Annotated in this window: 14 protein-coding genes; 6 read left to right on the top strand and 8 right to left on the bottom strand. The window is 68.5% G+C overall.

Translation table 11 applies throughout. From position 1 onward, the window contains the following. Positions 1 to 86 precede the first annotated feature (86 nt). The 4 genes from ku to G3M62_RS08975 form a co-directional block, all read right to left on the bottom strand. Entirely contained in the window at positions 87 to 956 is an 870-nt protein-coding gene (gene ku, locus G3M62_RS08990; RefSeq protein WP_165186346.1) for a non-homologous end joining protein Ku, read from the bottom strand. Between the two features lie 93 nt (positions 957 to 1,049). Beyond that, positions 1,050 to 2,507, bottom strand: a complete 1,458-nt coding sequence (locus G3M62_RS08985; RefSeq protein WP_165186344.1) for an alpha,alpha-trehalose-phosphate synthase (UDP-forming) — start codon at positions 2,505 to 2,507, stop codon at positions 1,050 to 1,052. Beyond that, positions 2,504 to 3,292 carry a trehalose-phosphatase gene (gene otsB / locus G3M62_RS08980; protein WP_165186342.1) on the bottom strand — a complete coding sequence of 263 codons (789 nt, stop codon included), beginning with the start codon at positions 3,290 to 3,292 and terminating at the stop codon, positions 2,504 to 2,506. Before otsB ends, G3M62_RS08985 begins: the two co-directional genes overlap by 4 nt. Positions 3,293 to 3,428: 136 nt before the next feature. Further along, positions 3,429 to 4,115 carry a virulence factor gene (locus G3M62_RS08975; protein ID WP_246263537.1) on the bottom strand — a complete coding sequence of 229 codons (687 nt, stop codon included), beginning with the start codon at positions 4,113 to 4,115 and terminating at the stop codon, positions 3,429 to 3,431. A gap of 161 nt (positions 4,116 to 4,276) precedes the next feature. Here G3M62_RS08975 and G3M62_RS08970 point away from each other — a divergent pair, with 161 nt between their 5' ends. Together G3M62_RS08970 and G3M62_RS26760 are read left to right on the top strand one after the other, a co-directional pair. Continuing rightward, entirely contained in the window at positions 4,277 to 4,651 is a 375-nt protein-coding gene (locus G3M62_RS08970; protein WP_165186334.1) for a BlaI/MecI/CopY family transcriptional regulator, read from the top strand. Beyond that, on the top strand, positions 4,648 to 6,270 hold the full coding sequence (locus G3M62_RS26760; protein WP_165186332.1) for a M56 family metallopeptidase: 1,623 nt from the start codon (positions 4,648 to 4,650) through the stop codon (positions 6,268 to 6,270). The genes G3M62_RS08970 and G3M62_RS26760 overlap by 4 nt, the downstream gene beginning before the upstream one ends. A gap of 121 nt (positions 6,271 to 6,391) precedes the next feature. On the opposite strand, the gene ligD is transcribed toward G3M62_RS26760, so the two are convergent. Beyond that, positions 6,392 to 9,037 (bottom strand): DNA ligase D, encoded by a 2,646-nt coding sequence (ligD, locus tag G3M62_RS08960; RefSeq protein ID WP_165186330.1) that lies wholly within the window; start codon positions 9,035 to 9,037, stop codon positions 6,392 to 6,394. 52 nt (positions 9,038 to 9,089) lie between these two features. Next, entirely contained in the window at positions 9,090 to 9,536 is a 447-nt protein-coding gene (locus tag G3M62_RS08955) for an MmcQ/YjbR family DNA-binding protein (RefSeq protein WP_343037662.1), read from the bottom strand. A 75-nt stretch (positions 9,537 to 9,611) separates the two neighbouring features. On the opposite strand from G3M62_RS08955, the gene G3M62_RS08950 reads away from it, so the two are divergent. From G3M62_RS08950 to G3M62_RS08935, 4 genes are all read left to right on the top strand, one after another. Beyond that, positions 9,612 to 10,427, top strand: coding sequence for a 2-keto-4-pentenoate hydratase (locus G3M62_RS08950; RefSeq protein WP_165186329.1), 816 nt, complete (start codon positions 9,612 to 9,614; stop codon positions 10,425 to 10,427). Positions 10,428 to 10,493: 66 nt separating this feature from the next. Continuing rightward, positions 10,494 to 11,768: an MFS transporter gene (locus G3M62_RS08945; RefSeq protein ID WP_165186327.1), complete on the top strand. Its 1,275-nt coding sequence runs from the start codon at positions 10,494 to 10,496 to the stop codon at positions 11,766 to 11,768. A gap of 82 nt (positions 11,769 to 11,850) precedes the next feature. Then, a complete protein-coding gene (locus G3M62_RS08940) occupies positions 11,851 to 12,888 on the top strand; it encodes an oxidoreductase (protein WP_165186326.1) in 1,038 nt (345 codons plus the stop codon). Further along, complete coding sequence (locus tag G3M62_RS08935) at positions 12,885 to 13,349, top strand: heme-degrading domain-containing protein (protein WP_165186324.1); 465 nt, start codon at positions 12,885 to 12,887, stop codon at positions 13,347 to 13,349. The genes G3M62_RS08940 and G3M62_RS08935 overlap by 4 nt, the downstream gene beginning before the upstream one ends. Before the next feature lie 330 nt (positions 13,350 to 13,679). Here G3M62_RS08935 and mrdA read toward each other — a convergent pair whose 3' ends face one another. Together mrdA and G3M62_RS08920 are read right to left on the bottom strand one after the other, a co-directional pair. Next, positions 13,680 to 15,656 carry a penicillin-binding protein 2 gene (gene mrdA / locus G3M62_RS08925; protein ID WP_165186320.1) on the bottom strand — a complete coding sequence of 659 codons (1,977 nt, stop codon included), beginning with the start codon at positions 15,654 to 15,656 and terminating at the stop codon, positions 13,680 to 13,682. 254 nt (positions 15,657 to 15,910) lie between these two features. After that, complete coding sequence (locus G3M62_RS08920; protein WP_165186319.1) at positions 15,911 to 16,102, bottom strand: hypothetical protein; 192 nt, start codon at positions 16,100 to 16,102, stop codon at positions 15,911 to 15,913. Positions 16,103 to 16,919: the final 817 nt, after the last annotated feature.

Here is a 16,919-nt window from a genome sequence, read left to right as displayed (position 1 = left end):
GATCGACCGTAGGCGGAGGTTCGGAAGACGTCGTGCCACGCCTCGCAGAAGCGGCGCGTCGCGGCCTATGACAAGCGCGAATTGCGCTAGGAGGCCTTCTTGCGGGGCGCCGAACGCCTGGTGGGCGCTTTTGCCGCGGCCTTCTTCGGCTTGGCTGCAGGCTTGGCCACGGCAGCGCCCGGCTTTTGGCCCAGGCTCTTGCGCAGGGCTTCCATCAGGTCGACGACGTTGGTGTTCTCCGGCTCCGGAGCCGTCACCTTGGCCTTGCCGCCCTTTTCCTTCTGCTTGATCAGGGCCCGCAAGGCGTCCTCGTAGCGGTCCTTGAACTGGCTGGGATCGAACGGGCCTTCCTGCTGCTCGATGATCTTCTCGGCGATGGCCACCATCTGCGGGTCGGCCTTCTTGTCGGGAATGTCGTCGAACAGCTCGCCCGCGTCGCGCACCTCGTCGTGGCTGCGCAGGGTGTAGCAGACCAGGCCGTTGTCGCGCGGCTCGATAGCCAGCAGACGTTCGCGGGTGTGCATCACCACCCGACCCAGGGCGATCTTGCCCGCGCCGGCCATGGCGTCGCGGATCACGGTGTAGGCGTCGACCGCCAGCTTGCCGTCCGGGACCAGGAAATAGGGATTGTCCCAGTAGAGCCGGTCGATGGCGTCGGCGTCGACGAAGCGCTCGATGTCGATCGTGCGGGTGCTTTCCAGCCGCACGCTCTCGATCTCCTCGGGCGTCAGGATCACATAGTGGTCCTTCTCGTACTCATAGCCCTTGACCAGATCGGCGCGGTCGACCGGTCCCAGGTCCGGGTCGGTGGCCACCATCTTGATGCGGTTGTGGGTCTTGGGGTGCAGCAGGTTGAACCGCACCTCGCCGCCCGGCATGACGGCCGTGTACATCGCCACCGGACAGGTGACGAGCGACAGCCGCAGGTGGCCTTGCCATGTGGGACGCGCCGCCATGGGATCACCCTTTCTCAGAAACCGTTCGTTCCGGCCCATGCCATGATCGGGAAAAAGCGGCTTGGACGTTGAGATCCAAAAACGATCACGCCCCTAGACCCTTCCACCGGCGCGGACCGTCAGGGCCGGCGGCGCAGTCAGGGCGAACTTGGCGCCGTCCGGCTTGATCAGGGCCGGCGTCGGCTCGCGCAGCTGGGCCACGAACTCGTCGCGCCAGGCGGTGACGTCGTGGCGAGAGACGTTGTCCATCAGGGCTTCCCAGCGCCGCTTGCGCTCGTCGAGATCCATGTTCAGGGCCCGGGTCAGGGCGTCCGAGATCTCCTCGGGGCTGTTGGGATTGATGATCAGCGCTTCCTTCAGCTGGCGCGCGGCCCCGGCGAAGCGTGACAGGATCAGCACCCCCGGGTCGTCCGGCGTCTGCGAGGCGACATATTCCTTGGCCACCAGGTTCATCCCGTCGCGCAGCGGCGTGACAAGGGCGGCCTTGGAGGCGCGGTAGACGCCCGCCAACTCGTCGCGGCGATAGCTGCGATTGAGATAGCGGATGGGGTTGTAGTCCATGTCGGCATAGGCGCCGTTGATGTGACCGATCAGGCCGTCCAGGCGCGAGCGCAGGTCCTGGTAGGCCTCGACCTCGTCGCGCGACAGCGGGGCGATCTGCAGCAGCATCACCTCGCGGCGCGCCTCGGGATTGTCGTGCAGGAAGCGCTCGAAGCCGATCAGCCGCTCCTCCAGCCCCTTGGAATAGTCCAGGCGATCGACGCCCACGACCATCTTGCGGAACACGCTGTGGGCCATCAGCCGGTCATAGACGCGGGTGGCGCGCGGGCTTTCCTTGATGCGGGCGAAGTCCTCGGCGTCGATGCCGATCGGGAACGCCCCGGCCTGGGTGGTGTGGCCGAAAGCCGACAACCGCCCGTCCTCGGTGCGCTCGCCGCCCACCTCGTTGAAGACATAACCCTCGAAGGCCTGAACGCTCTCTTCGGTCTGGAAGCCGATCAGGTCGTAGTGGAACATCGCCTCGACCAGCGGCCGGTGGCGCGGCAGGGTCACCACCAGTTGGTGAGCCGGCCAGGGGATGTGCAGGAAGAAGCCGATGCGGTTGGTCACGCCCAGCCGCCGCAGCTCCCGGGCCATCGGGATCAGGTGGTAGTCGTGCACCCAGATCACGTCGTCCGGCTCGATCAACGGCAGCAAGGTCTCGGCGAACCGCTTGTTGACCCGGTCGTAGCCTTCGCCGAACGAGCGGTCGTAGGCGGTCAGATCGACACGGTAGTGGAACAGCGGCCACAGGGTCTTGTTGGCGTAGCCGTTGTAATATTCCTGGTAGTCATTCTCCTCCAGGTCGACGGTCGCGACCGTGACCCCGTCGGCCTTCTGCATGTTCAGCTGGCCGGTGAACTTGTCGGTGGTCTTGCCGCTCCAGCCGAACCAGATGCCGGAATATTCGCGCAAGGCCGCGGCCAGGGCCATGGCCAGGCCGCCGACGCTCTCGTCGCCCTTGCCGGTGGGCGGATTGACGCGATTGGAAACGACGATCAGACGGCTCATGCGGCGGTCCTCCCCTGAAGGGTGTCGAGGCCGGCGCTCAGCCAGTCCAGCACGGCGTTGACGTCGGTCAGGCGATAGGCGGCCTGGGTGGGGCGTTCGGGGCCGACCAGCACGCCATAGCCGCCCAGGCGGGCGGCGGCGGCGAAGCCGTCCTCGTCGGTCAGGTCGTCGCCGACGAACACCGGGGTCGCGCCGTCGAACGGCGCCTCGCGCAGGAAGGCCGAGACCGATTTGCCTTTGTCCTGGCCCGGCGTGCGCAACTCGGCGACCATGTCGCCCAGTTGCAGCACCAGCTCCGAACCCTGGGCCAGCCGTTCGGCCGCCTCGATCACCGCGTCGGCGGCCGAGGGTACGTTGCGATAGTGCAGAGCGACGCTGAGGCCCTTGTCCTCGAACAGCAGGCCCCTGTCGCTGCGCGCAAGGTCGCGCAGCACGTCGCGGGCGTGGTCGAGGTCGGGGTGGGGCTTGGCCTGGTCGACGCCGTGGACGCCCCGACGCACCAGGCCGTGTACGGCGGCGATCGACTTCACATGCCCTTCCAGGATGCGGTCCAGATCCTCCAGCGCGCGACCGCTGACGACGGCCAGCCGACCGTCCAACGCGCGCGACAGATCGTCGAGCAGCGCCGCGCGGCGGGCGTCGGGTCCGACCTGTTCGGGTCGGGGCATGAACGGGGCCAGGGTTCCGTCAAGATCGAGAAACAACGCCGCGCGGAGCGGCAGGGCGACTGGTGGTGGCGGCAAATCGCTCGGCGCATGCCGAACGACTGACCCGAACGCGGTCATGGCGAGAAGGCCCTCTCCGATGTGTACAGGCCTTGGAAACGCGCGTTGGCGGGGTTTCGATCCCCCGCTAGGCAGCAAAGCTAGGTCACGATGCGCTCACGCGGATGTGCGCGGGCGCCGGTTACCTGCCGATCGTCTAGAGCGCGGCGGCCTTCAGCACCGCCTGCCCCAGGCCCGCATAGTCACCGTCGAAGTGGTGGCCGCCGGAAAGCTTGACCTGATGGATGACGGTCGCCGGCAAGGTCGGACAGATGTCCAGCTTTTCCTTGTCGCCATAGATGCAGGCCATCGGCAGACCCTTCATCGCCTCGACCGCCGGGGCCACCGGGAAGGAGTCGCCCGTGGGCCGGTTCAGCCAGCTGGCGGGATGAAAGGCCAAGTCGCCGTGCGGGCCCGTACCGATCAGCACCACGCTCTTGATCTGGGCCTGCAGGTCGGCCGGTAGCAGCGGCACGATGGCCGGCAGGGCGTCGGCCCCGAACGAATAGCCGATCAGCACGATCTTCTGGCGGCCCCATTGAGTCTGGTGCGAACGCAATTGGTCGGCCAGGTCGTCGGCCAGGGCCTGGGGCGAGCGCTTGGTGGTGAAATAGCGCAGCGAATTGACGCCCAGCACCGGCACGCCGTCGGCGGCCAGCACCTTGGCCACGCCGCGATCCAGCGCGCCCCAGCCGCCGTCGCCCGAATAGAGCACGGCCAGGGCGTCGCCCGGCGCCTGCGTGGGGGTCTCGATCAGGCGCGGCGCGACGGAAGCCTCCGACACGCCGACGACGGCGAGGCTGAGAACGGCGGCGAGGGACAGCAGGCGGGCGCGCAGGGTCATGGCCATTTTATCGCGTCCAATCTTGACCATGGCGGGGCGAAGATTGGGCGGCGCGGCGGCCTTCGGCGGCGCGGTCTCAGGTTACGGCGAATTCACTTCGCCCGCCTCGCTACACATGTAACGCTACAAATGTAGCGCCACCCCTCAGCCGCGAGGCCGCCGTGATCGAATCCCTGCCCCGACGCGAACGCGAGGTTTTCGAGACCCTGTGTCGCCTGGAGACCGGCACGGCCGCCGGCGTCCGAAGCGCCCTGTCCGACCCCATCAGCGACTCCGCCGTGCGCACCCTGCTCTCTCGCCTGGAGGCCAAGGGCCTGGTCGAGCGCGTGGCCGGTCCCGACGGCTTTCTCTACAGCCCCGTCCAGCGCACCGAGGCCGTGGCCGCCGGCGCCCTGCGGCGGATGATCGACACCTTCTTCGCCGGCTCGGCCGCCAGCGCCGCCACCGCCCTGCTGGGCCTGGGCCAGCGCCTGACGCCCGAGGAAGCCGCCGCGCTGGAACAGGCCATCGATCAAGCGACGGAACGCAAGCCATGACCTGGGTCCTGCTCGCCTCGCTGCTGGTCAAGTCCAGCGTCGTGTCCGGCGCCGGCCTGGTCTGCGCGCGCTATCTGGCCCAGCGCCCGGTCGACCGGGTGGACATCCTGCGCGGCGCGATCTGCCTGCTGCTGGCCCTGCCGGTGATCATGAACCTGCTGCCGGCGATGGACCTGGCTCTGTTACCGGCCTCCGCCCCGCCCGCTCCCCTCGCCGCTCCTCTGGCCGGCCCGGTCGGAGCGGCCGCGCCCGTGGCCTTGTCCTGGCCGACGTCGAGCCTGGTCGGCGGACTGTGGCTGCTGGGCTTTGTCGCCGTCGCCGGCCGGCTGCTGCTGGGCCTGCACACCCTGAACCGCTGGACCCGCCGAGGCCGCCCGGTGGACAGCGCCGACTGGCTGGCGCCGCTGGAACGCCTGTCGCCGCGGGACGCGCCGGGCCTGGTCGCCAGCGACCGGATCGCCGGCCCGCTCAGCTGGGGCGTCGCGCCGGGCTTCATCCTGATCGATCCGGCCAGCCTGGCCGAGCGTCGCGCCGCCCCCGCCATCCTGGCTCATGAGCTGGCCCACCTGCGCCGTCACGACTGGATCTTCCTGATGCTGTCGCGGCTGGCCCTGGCGATCTTCTGGTTCAACCCGCTGGTCTGGCGCCTGCACGCCGCCCTGGCCGAGCGCTCGGAGGAAGCCGCCGACGCCGCCGCCATCCGGACCGTCGACCGCGTCCTCTACGCCAAGGCCCTGATCGGCCTGGCCGCCGCCCCTTCCGCCCGTCCCGTCCTGGGCGCCGCGACGGCCATGGCCGCCGACGCCCGGACGCTGAAGACAAGGATCGTCTGCATCATGACCGACACGCCCGCCCGTCGCCGCCCCTTGACGGTCGCCCTGACCATCGTGGCCCTGGCCGCCGTCGCCACGCCGCTGGCCGCCTTGGCCGTCACGCGCCAGGACTGGATCGCGCCTCCACCGCCTCCGGCCCCGCCGCCCGTTCCCGCGATGACCGCCGTTCCGCCTGCCCCACCGGCTCCGCCCGCGCCTCCCGCGCCGGAGATGGCGGCGCTGGCTCCGCCGCCTCCGCCACCGCCGCCGCCTCTGGTCGCGCCCGAGCCGCCTGAACCGCCCGCACCGCCGCTCCCGCCCGCCCCGCCGGAGGGTCTGATCTACGGCTCCTTCCGGTTCGCCACGCCCGAGGAAGCCCAGGCGGCGATCGAGGCGCGCGCCCAGGCCGCCGAAGCCCGCCGCGAGGCCGCCGAGGCGCGACGCCAGGCCCATCAGGCCCAGGCCGAGGCCCGCCGCGCCGCCGACCAGGCCCGCATCGAAGGCGAGCGGGCCCGGGCCGAGGGTGAACGCATCCAGCGCGACGTGGCTCGCCAGATGATCCAGGCTCGCGCCGAGATGGCGAGGGGCGTCATCCAGATGCGCCAGGGCGCCCAGCAGATGCGCGCCGAAGCCGCCCGCCTGCGCGATCCCGCCTATCGCTCCCGGCAGATCGAGGACAACCGCCTGCGCGGCAACGTCGTCACCGACGCCGAGCTGCGCGCCCTGGCCGACCGCATGCCGGCCCAGGCCGACGACATGGAGCGTCAGGCCGACCGCTTGGCGGAAGAGGCGCGCAAGCCGATTTAGGACGTAGGCGCAATGCGTGGTCCTCGTCCTTCGACAAGCTCAGGATGAGGACCATTGCGCAGGCCTCGGCATTCGAAAACCTCATCCCGAGCCTGTCGAAGGACGAGGTTTTCGCTCGGCCTCAACCCAGCCGCTTGATCGCCGCCTTCAGCGGCTTGGCGGCGTCGAAATAGTCCTCCCAGGCCGTGCTCCTGGCCATCAGGTCGGGGGCGGTGCGGATCGTGTATTTCTTGGGGTCCAGGCCCGCCTTCACCTGGGTCCAGTTCAGCGGCATCGACACGGTCCCGCCGGGCCGAGCCCGGGCCGACAGGGGCGCGACGGCGGTCGAGGTGCGGTCATTGCGCAGATAGTCCAGGAAGATCCGCCCCTCCCGCGCCTTCTTGCTCATGGTGATCAGGTACTTGTCCGGCGCGTCGGCGGCCATGCGGGCGCAGACCTCGCGAGCAAAGGTCTTGGCCGCGTCCCATGGCACCTTGTCGGACAATGGCGTGACGATGTGCAGGCCCTTGCCTCCAGTCGTCTTGCAGAAGCTGACCAGGCCCAGTTCCTCCAGCCGGTCGCGAATCTCTCGAGCCCCGGCGATCACGTCCTCGAAGGTGACGCCGGGCGCGGGGTCGAGGTCGAAGACCAGCCGGCCCGCCACTTCCGGATCACCCGGCTGGCAATTCCAGGGATGGATCTCGACCGCGGCGATCTGGGCGGCGGCGATCAGGGCCTCGACCCGGTCGAACTGCAGATAAGGCTGCTTGTCGCCCTTCACGCTGACCAGCTCGATCAGCGACGACATCCCGCGCATGGCGTGGCGCTGGAAGAAGGTCTCGCCGCCGATCCCCTCCGGCACGCGGATGATCGAGGTCGGCCGGCCCTTCAAGTGCGGCAACATCCACGGCCCGACCGCCTCCATGTAGCGGGCCAGGTCGATCTTGGTGGCCGGCGCGCCGTCGACGTCGGGCCACAGCGGCTTGTCGGGCTTGGAGATCGTCACGCCCAGCACGACGCTGTCGGCCTTGGCGGTCGAGATGGTCCCAGAGACCTTCGGCGCGGCGCGCGGCATGGGCTCGGCCAGTTCGACGCTCTCGGCCGAAGCGGGAACCTCGGCCTCGACCTCGGCGGCCGGCTTGTCCTCACGCAGCCCCTTGAACGAGGCCTGGCGGATCGAACCATCGCCCGTGAAGCCGGCATATTCGATCTCGGCCACCAGCTCCGGCTTCACCCAGTGGATGTTGTCGGCCTTGCGCGGCGCGCCCTGCCCCTCGAACGGCGACTGCTTAGTCTCCAGCGCCTTCAGTCGCGGCAGCAGCTTGCCGACCTTGTCGCGGCCAAAGCCCGTGCCGATCCGGCCAACATGGGCCAGCTTGCCATCGCGATAGACGCCGGCGATCAGCGAGCGGAAGGCCGTCCCCGTCGTCGTCCAGCCGCCGATCACCACCTCGTGCCCGGCCCGGCACTTGGCCTTGGTCCAGGTCTCGCTGCGGCCCGAGCGATACGGCGCGTCCAATCGCTTGGAGATGATCCCCTCCAGCTCCAGCTTGCAGGCCGACAGCAGCACCGCGTCGCCGGCCGTCTCGAAGTGATCGACGAAGCGCAGGCGCGGCTGGTCCTCGCCCATCATCGCCTTCAGCCGCGCCTTGCGCTCGCGCAGCGGCAGGTCGCGCAGGTCCTCGCCGTTTTCGGCCAGCAGATCGAAGGCGAAGAAGATCAGGTCACCGCTGTCGCCGTCCGACAGCGCCGCCTGCAAGCCCGCGAAGTCGGGTTGGCCGGCGGCGTCCAGCGCCACGACCTCGCCGTCCAGGATGCTGTCGGGCAGGTCGGCGGCGGCCTCGGCGATGGCGGCGAACTTGTCGGTCCAGTCCAGGCCCTTGCGGGTGCGCAGGACAGCACGGCCGTCCTCGACGCGCAGCTGGACGCGATAGCCATCGAACTTGATCTCGTGCGCCCAGCCGGGGCCGGCGGGAGGGCGGTCCAGGGACTTGCAGAGCTGGGGTTCGATGAAGTCGGGCAGGACGGCGGACTTCTTGCTCGCTCCCTTTTTGGGCGTTGAAGCGAACGTCCGCGTCTCCTCCGCTTCCTTCTGCAGCGCCTCCCGTTCGGCCTTGGTGCGAGAGGTCCACACCGCGTCGCCCTTGCCCTTGGTCTTCAGGATGAACGCCGACGGCCCCTTGCCCTTGCCGGCGGCGATGTCGGCCATGGTCCGGCCCGAGGCGATCGAGGCGTCCTCCTCCAGGATCAACGCCCCCTCGCCCGGTCGCGCGGCCTCGTCCTTGTGCTTGATCAGCAGCCAGTTGGAGCGCTTTCCTTTCCCGTCCTTGGCGTTGCGATCCCAGTTCATCCGCACCAGCCCCCACGAGCCGTGCAGGCGCTCGCCTTCCAGCACGAACTTCAGCTCGCCCTTCTTCAGGGCCTTGGCCACGTCCTCGAAGCCCGACTCGGGCGACCAGTAGCCGCGATCCCACAGTTGCACCGTGCCGCCGCCGTACTGGCCCTGGGGGATCGTGCCCTCGAAGTCGCCATAGTCCAGCGGGTGGTCCTCGACCTCGACCGACAGGCGCTTGTCGGCCGGGTCCAGCGACGGCCCCTTGGTCACCGCCCACGACTTCAACACCCCGTCCACCTCCAGCCGGAAGTCGTAGTGCAGGCGGGTGGCGTCGTGCTTCTGGATCACGAACCGCGCATGCGGCGCGGAGGCCACGGCGGCGTCGCCGCTGGGCTCGGCGGTCTTCTGGAAATCGCGCTTGCGGCGGTATTCGGCGAGCTGTCCCTGGGCCATGGCGGGCTCCGTATCGTGCCTGGATGAAGGCGCGCGGCGGGCCAGCGGTTCCCTAGCTCGCCGCGTCGAAACGCTTGACCAGACTTTTAGGCGCGACCAGACGCCAGGCGTCTTGAAGCAGCGTGCTCAATTCCGCCGTCTCGACCGCGTCCAGCCGCACCAGCACCGCCGGATAGCCGCGATAATGGTCGTCCTCGAAGAAGATCTCCGGCGCCGCCTCGATCAGCAGCTCCTTCCTCTCCAGCCGGCAACGCACGGCCAGAACACCGGGCACGACCTCGCGCCGGGCCTTAGGCGCGGCGCGGGCCAGATAGGGCCAGGACAGACCCTTGGCGCCCACTGAAAACGCCAGCGACTCTTCGGAGTCGCCCGCCTCGACCTCGGGCAAGGCCAGGATCGCGCGGCGGATTTGGGCAGGATCGACCATCGCCGAGCATGAAAGCCCGATGACACGGGCATGACAATCCATTGCCACCGGTGTCTCGTGGCCGATTGTCAATGACACCGGTTTCCATTATGGACGAACAAAGCCCGTCGAACGGGACTGTAGAGAGTGCGAGGGAGGATTCGCGGCGTGACCGTTTCCGAGGCCGAGAGCGAGGTGTTCGCACCGGCGTCCATCGCCCCACAATTCGTCGAAGCGCGCCTGAAGGGCGTCTCGGTCCCCGGTTATCCGGGCGGCGTGCTGCCGCAATCCATGGCCGAGGGCTATGCGGTTCAGGACCTGGCCATCGACATGTGGCCTGACGAACTGGTGGGTTGGAAGGTGGGCCTGGTGCCGCCGCAGCACCGCGAGCGCCTGGGCGTCGAACGCCTGGCCGGCTGCATCTTCAAGAAGAACGTCTGGGCGGCCGGCGCCGAGCCGACCCCGTTCCGCGCCATCGCCGGCGGCTTCACCGCCGTCGAGGCCGAATTCATCGTCCGCCTGGGCAAGGACGCCCCGGCCGACAAGACCGAATGGACCGTCGAGGAAGCCGCCGAATACGTGGGCGAGCTGATCGTCGGCGTCGAGATCGCCGGCAGCCCGCTGGCCACCATCAACCAGCTTGGCCCGCCCATCGTCGTCTCCGACTTCGGCAACAACGACGGCCAGATTCTGGGGACGGTCATCGAGAACTGGCGCGACATCGCCTGGGAAGACATGCCCGCCGAGACCTTCATCGACGGCGTGTCCGTCGGCAAGGGCGGCGCGGCCTCGATCCCCGGCTCGCCCCTGGCGGCCCTGGCCTTCCTGCTGGGCGCCGTCGCCGCGCGCGGGCGTCCGCTGAAGAAGGGCATGCTGGTCACGACCGGCGCCAGCACCGGAATTCACGACATTGCCGCCGGCCAAAGCTCCCGCGTAGACTTCGGTCGGTTCGGAAGCGTGGCTTGCGTCGCCGTTCCGGCCTAAAAGAATTCTGCAAACCGGCGGGGGCGTCGGAATAACTACAACCCGAAGGGTGAGGATGTGACGTCCATGGACGCTCCAACGATGCCGGCTCCATCTGAGAAGATCGGGCGGTACAGGTGGGTTATTGTCGGCCTCCTGTTCCTGGCGATGGTGATCAACTACGTCGATCGCCAGACCATCAGCCTGCTCAAGCCCGACTTGAGCAAGCAGTTCGGCTGGTCCGAAACCGACTATGCCGACCTGGTCTTCTATTTCCAGATGACCTACGCCATCGCCTATCTGGCGTGGGGCAAGATCATGGACAAGATCGGAGCCCGCTGGGGCTTCGGCATCGCGTTCCTGATCTGGCAGATCGCGCACATCTCCACCGCCGCCGCCAGCCACCTGCGCGGCTTCATGTTCGCCCGCATGGGCCTGGGCGTCGGCGAAGCCGGCGGCTTCCCCGGCGGCATCAAGGCCGTGGCCGAGTGGTTCCCCAAGAACGAGCGCGCCCTGGCCACCGGCATCTTCAACGCCGGCACCAACATCGGCGCCATCGTCACCCCGCTGGTGGTGCCGTTCATCGCGCTGACCTTCGGCTGGCAGATGGCCTTCATCGTCACCGGCGTCGCCGGCCTGCTGTGGCTGCCGCTGTGGCTGATCGTCTATCGCCGCCCGCGCGAGCAGAAGCGCCTGTCGGCCGCCGAACTGGCCCACATCGAGCAGGACCCGGCCGACCCCGTCGAGAAGATCGGCTGGCTCAAGCTGCTGGGCAAGAAGGAAACCTGGGCCTTCGCCCTGGGCAAGTTCCTGATCGACCCGATCTGGTGGATGTTCCTGTTCTGGCTGCCCGACTTCCTAGGCAAGCGCTACGGCCTGGACCTGAAGACCTTCGGCCCGCCGATCGTGGCCGTCTATCTGATGAGCGACGTCGGCAGCGTGGCCGGCGGCTGGATGTCGTCCAGCCTGATGAAGCGCGGCTGGAGCATCAACAAGGCCCGCAAGACCACCCTGCTGGTCTGCGCCCTGCTGGCCCTGCCCGTGGTGTTCGCGGCCAACGTCTCCAACCTGTGGAGCGCGGTCCTGATCATCGGCGTGGCCACCGCCGCCCACCAGGGCTTCTCGGCCAACCTCTACACCCTGCCGTCCGACGTCTTCCCGCGCGCCGCCGTGGGCTCGGTCGTCGGCATCGGCGGCATGCTGGGCGCGGTCGGAGGCATGGTGTTCTCCAAGTATATCGGCCAGGTGCTGGAGACGATCGGCACCTACACCCCGATCTTCATCGTCGCCGGCAGCGTCTATCTGGTCGCCCTGCTGGTGATCCACCTGCTGTCGCCCAAGATGGAGCCGGTGAAGGTCTAGTCGGCCTTCACGAGCGCCTTAAGAACCAGCCCCCGGTCGCGAGATCGGGGGCTTTTTCGTGCAGAGAAGGTATAAGACCCGAATGTCCTCCCCCCTCCCCTTCAAGGTCGCCCTGGTCGGTTACGGCTTCGTCGGCAAGACCTTCCACGCCCCCCTGATCGCCGCCACGCCCGGCCTGCTGCTGCACACCGTGGTGTCCAGCGATCCCGTCAAGGTGCTGGCCGACCATCCCGACGTGAAGGTCGCGCCCGACCTCGACGTGGCCCTGGCCGACGCCGAGATCGACCTGGTGGTCATCGCCACGCCCGACCCGCTGCACGGTCCCCAGGCCCACGCGGCCCTGGACGCCGGCAAGGCCGTGGTCATCGACAAGCCATTCGCCGTCACCCTGGACGAGGCCCGCGCGGTGGCCGACCACGCCCAGCGGGCCGGCAAGCTGCTGAGCATCTTCCACAACCGCCGCTGGGACAGCGATTTCCTCACGCTCAAGGCCCTGATCGCCGACGGCTCGCTGGGCGAGATCGTGCAGTACGAGAGCCATTTCGACCGCTTCCGCCCGGTGGTCCGCGACCGCTGGCGCGAGAAGCCGGGCGCCGGCGCGCTGCTGGACCTGGGCCCGCACCTGATCGACCAGGCCCTGCAGCTGTTCGGCCCGCCGGAAGCCGTCTATGCCGACCTCGCGATCCAGAAGGACGGCGGCCAGGCGTCCGACTACTTCCACCTGGTGCTGCGCTATCCGCGCCTGCGGGTGCTGCTGCACGCCAGCCAGATGACCATCGACTCGCGCCTGCGCATGGCCGTGCACGGGACCAAGGGCAGTTTCCACAAGCAGGGCCTGGACGAGCAGGAAAACGCCCTGAAGGCCGGCGTCGTCCCGGGTTCGGAAGGCTGGGGCGCCGATCCGCGTCCGGGGACCCTGACTGTCCCCGACGGCGAGGGCACGGCCAGCCGCGTGGTCGAGGGCGTGGCCGGCGACTATCTGGCCTACTACGCCGCCATCCGCGACGCGCTGTCGGGCCACGGCCCCAATCCGGCTTCGCCGGACGAGGCCCTGGCGGTGATGGCGCTGATCGACCTGGCCCAGCGCAGCGCCGCCGAGGGCCGGGAGCTGTCGCTGTGACGGATGCGGAACTGCTGGCCGCCATCGCCGCCCAGGAAAAGGCGCTGGTCTTCCCGCGCTTCACCCTGGAGACGGCCTGGATCCTGGGGACCGCCCTGCGCGACGCCGCCCTGGCCCGCAACGCGCCGGTGGCCATCGACGTCAGCCTGCGAGACCGCCCGCTGTTCCACGCCGCCCTGCCCGGCGCGGGTCCGGACAACGCCGACTGGGTGCGCCGCAAACGCAACACGGTCCTCACCTTGGGAACCAGCACCCTGGCCGTCGGCCTGAAACTGAAGGCGTCGGGCGAGACCCTGGAACAGCGCTACGGCCTCTCCCCTCGCGACCACGCCGCCCACGGCGGCGGCTTTCCGCTGAAACTGGACGGCCTGGGCTGCATCGGCGCGATCACCGTCTCGGGCCTGCCGCAGGTCGAGGATCATGGGCTGGTGGTCGAGGTGCTGGAACGGGTGCTGGGCTAGGCCCGTCGTTGCGGCATTGCAGAGTTCCATTTCAAGCTTAGGCTTCTTGAAACGCCCATCTGGACGGATTCATCGAGAGAGAGCCTGATGACTTTACTCGGCTTCGTTACCGACGGAACTCAGCAGCATATCGTCGTGAACCCATCGCAAATCGCCTATGTCTGTGACACACGCAGTCCAGGCCAGTTTGGCACCGAAATCCATTTTGGCGGCGGGTCGCACGTCATCGTATTGGCCGACGTGGACACGGTAGTCGCCGAGCTTGAGGCGGCTCTAGCCTAATCTAGTCCACTCATTCTGAACTTTAGAGGAATGAACGGACAAAGGATTTTACCCCTCCGGATCCACAGCCACCTCCGGAGCCTCGCCCGCCCCCACATCCCCTTCCCCCTCGTCCGGCGCATCGGGCAGCGGCATCGGCCGCTCGATGCGCGCGCGGATCTCCGGGTCCTTCAGCAGGGCCACGCGCATCACTTCGCGCGCCCGGGGGGCGGCGGCGCTGGAGCCGAACTGGCCGCCGTGCTCGATGATCACCGACAGGGCGTAGCGGGGATTGTCGTAGGGCGCGAAGGCGATGAACAGGTTGTGGTCCTTCAGCCGCCAGGCGATGCCCTGATTGCTCCGCGAGGCCCCGGCCGCGTACTGGCGCACCTGGGCCGTGCCGGTCTTGCCGGCCATCTTCACGTCGCCCAGGCCCAGTTGGCTCTGCTTGAACGCCCCGCCGGTCGGGTCGTTGGCCACGGCCGCCATGCCGGCGCGGACGATGTCCAGGTGTTCCTGGGGGAACGGCAGGTCGGGCACGGCGTCACCATGCGGCTGCTCGATCCCGCCCACCGACTTGACCAAGCGCGGGTTCAGCGCCTTGCGGCCGTTGGCCAGCCGCGCGCACATCACCGCCAGCTGCAGGGCGTTGACGTTGATATAGCCCTGGCCGATCCCGTACGGCACGCTGTCGCCCGGGTGCCAGACCGGATCGCGCTTGAAGGCGGTCTTCTTCCACTCGCGCGAGCCGACCAGACCCTTCTTCTGGCCGGGAATGCCGATGTCGAAGGTCCCGCCATAGCCGAAGGCCTTGGCCGTCGAGGCGATCGGATCGGGCCCGATGCGCAGAGCCATCTGGTAGAAATAGACGTCGCAGCTGTTCTTGATCGCCGCGTGCATGTCCTGCACGCCGTGGCCGCCCTTCTTGTGGCAGTGCCAGACCCGGCCGCCGAACGACCAGCCGCCGGTGCAGACCACCCGCTCGGTCGGGTCCACCCCCGCCGTCAGCGCCGCCATGGCCACGGTCGGCTTGAAGGTCGAGCCGGGCGGATAGGTGCCAGTCATCACCTTGTCGAGCAGCGGCTTCCTCTCATACTCGGCCAGGGCCTTGTACTCAGGACCCGACAGGCCCTTCACGAAGCGGTTGGCGTCGAAGCTGGGGGCCGAGGCCATGGCCAGCAGGTCGCCGTTGCGGCAGTCCATGACCACGATCGCGCCGCTCTCGTCGCCCATCACCTCCAGGGCGCGGTTCTGGATGTCCGCGTCGAGTGTCAGGCGGACATCGGCGCCGGCCTTGGCCGGGATGTCGCCCTCGGGGTCCAGGCGCACCGTGCGCCCCTGGGCGTCGACCTCGGCCTTCGTGGCGCCCGCGTGACCGCGCAGGGGCACGTCGAAGGCCTTCTCGACCCCCAGCTTGCCGATCCGGAAGCCGGGGTGATGCAGCAGCGCCTGGTCCTGGGTGGGATCGGCCTCGGCGGTCTTCAGGTCGCGGTCTGAGACCTTGGCGACGTAGCCGATCACGTGGGCGAAGGCCCCGCCGAACGGATAGACGCGAACCTCGCCCATGTCGGCCGTCACGCCGGGCAGTTCAGGGGCGCGGATATTGACGCGGGAGAACTCCTCCCAGGTCATGTCCTCCATCACCGCCACCGGGGCCTTCTTGGGCGCGCGGGCGATGTCCTTGAGCAGGCGGGCGCGGCGTGTGCCGTCGATCGGCACCAGCAAGGCCAGCTCGTCCAGCGTCGCCTCGGCGTCGAAGCCGGTGTCCTTGGTGACCAGCAGGCGGAAGTTCGGGCGATTGGAGGCCAGGGACACGCCATTGCGGTCGTAGATCACCCCGCGCGGCGGCGAGACCAGGCGGTAGTTGTACTGGTTGCCGGCCGAAAGCTTCTGGTAGCGCTGAGCCTCGACCAGCTGCAGCTGGGCCAGGCGTCCGCCCAGGGCCAGCAGGCCGCCGCCGGCCAGGCCGCCCATCAGAAAGGCCCGGCGGTGGAACATGCCCTGCCGCTCGTTGACCTCGGAAAAGAAGATCGTCGGTTCGCTCATCGCGCCGCCTCGCGCGGGGGCGTTACGAACGGTTCAAGCGGCGTCGCTCGACAACGCGACGACGTCGCGGCGGCCAGGAAAATCATGGAGGTGGGGTGGCCGCAGGCTGGGGTTGATCTGCCAGCACATTGAGCCCGCGCCCGCCGCCGTCAATGGTTTGGCTTGGGCGTTGCGAACAACATTTCCGTGAACGGCGGCGAAGGTCGCGACAAGCTCCTCCCCCAGAGGGGGAGGACCTTTTCCCCGGCTTGGCGTCAGGTCTGGCTGCTGTTGCCGAGGGAGATGCCCCAGCCCTTCACCAGGCCGATGATCAGCAGGACGATCATGGCCACGCCGGCCGCCGAGACCAGGACCACGATGTAGGTGATCGGCCGGCCGACGATCCAGGGAATGACCGCCACGGCGGCCGCGATGATGAAACCGATGACGTAGAGAACGATGCGCATGAAATGCCCCATTTCTCGCTGTGCGGGAAAACTGACACAGAAATCGACATTTCACAACTTTTGTTAGAATTTATGGTCAAGCTCTCGAAATCAGACGTGCATCTTCACCTTGGCGCGAAAGCCTTGTCCGCATCGCTACCGAAGAGTTTCACCAACAAATTCAACGCAAAACATCCGCTTATCCTCCCCCTCTCGCGCCCACGGCATAATCAGCTCACCACAAGGCGATGGGGAGGGCGCTAAGGCCTGCGACCTTCGCGGCCTTGGGGTGCGGTCGAGCGGGCGTGCTCGTCGGCGGCGGTTCTGCAAGGAGCCGCCAACCTCATCCATCTGGTGCCGGCCGGGCCTGGAACACAGATACGGCGTTGGATGAGGGCCGGCGAGGCGACAGGCTTGCGGTGACGCAGGCGTTCCGGGACCGGGCCACGCGAGCCCGGCCCGCCCGTCGGGGGCTGAGATCGGCGAGGTCCGAACAGGGCCGATCGCCGGACGCTCCCGGATAACGATCGCGTGGAGCGTCGGTCCTGGTCGAAACGGTATCTTCTTCAACAGCTTCCGGGCCTGGCCCGGCGCTCCGCAGCCCTCCCCGAACTTCAGCGGCTTTCCGCGTGAGGCGGCCGAGCCGTGCCCGCACCCTCCCGGAGCTCACGATGCCCAGAACCCGAACACGCGCCCTCAGACGCACCCGGCCTCATGATCCCGACTTTCCATCGGCGCGCATGGCGCAGCTCCGCCGCGACATTCGCAAGAAGCTGGCGAAGGCCAGAGCCGCGCGGGAACAGGCCGCCAGGCGTAACGCGAAGACGACCACCGCCCA

The organism is Caulobacter soli (assembly GCF_011045195.1).
Classification (GTDB): domain Bacteria; phylum Pseudomonadota; class Alphaproteobacteria; order Caulobacterales; family Caulobacteraceae; genus Caulobacter; species Caulobacter soli.
This window is presented reverse-complemented; position numbering and strand designations above follow the sequence as displayed.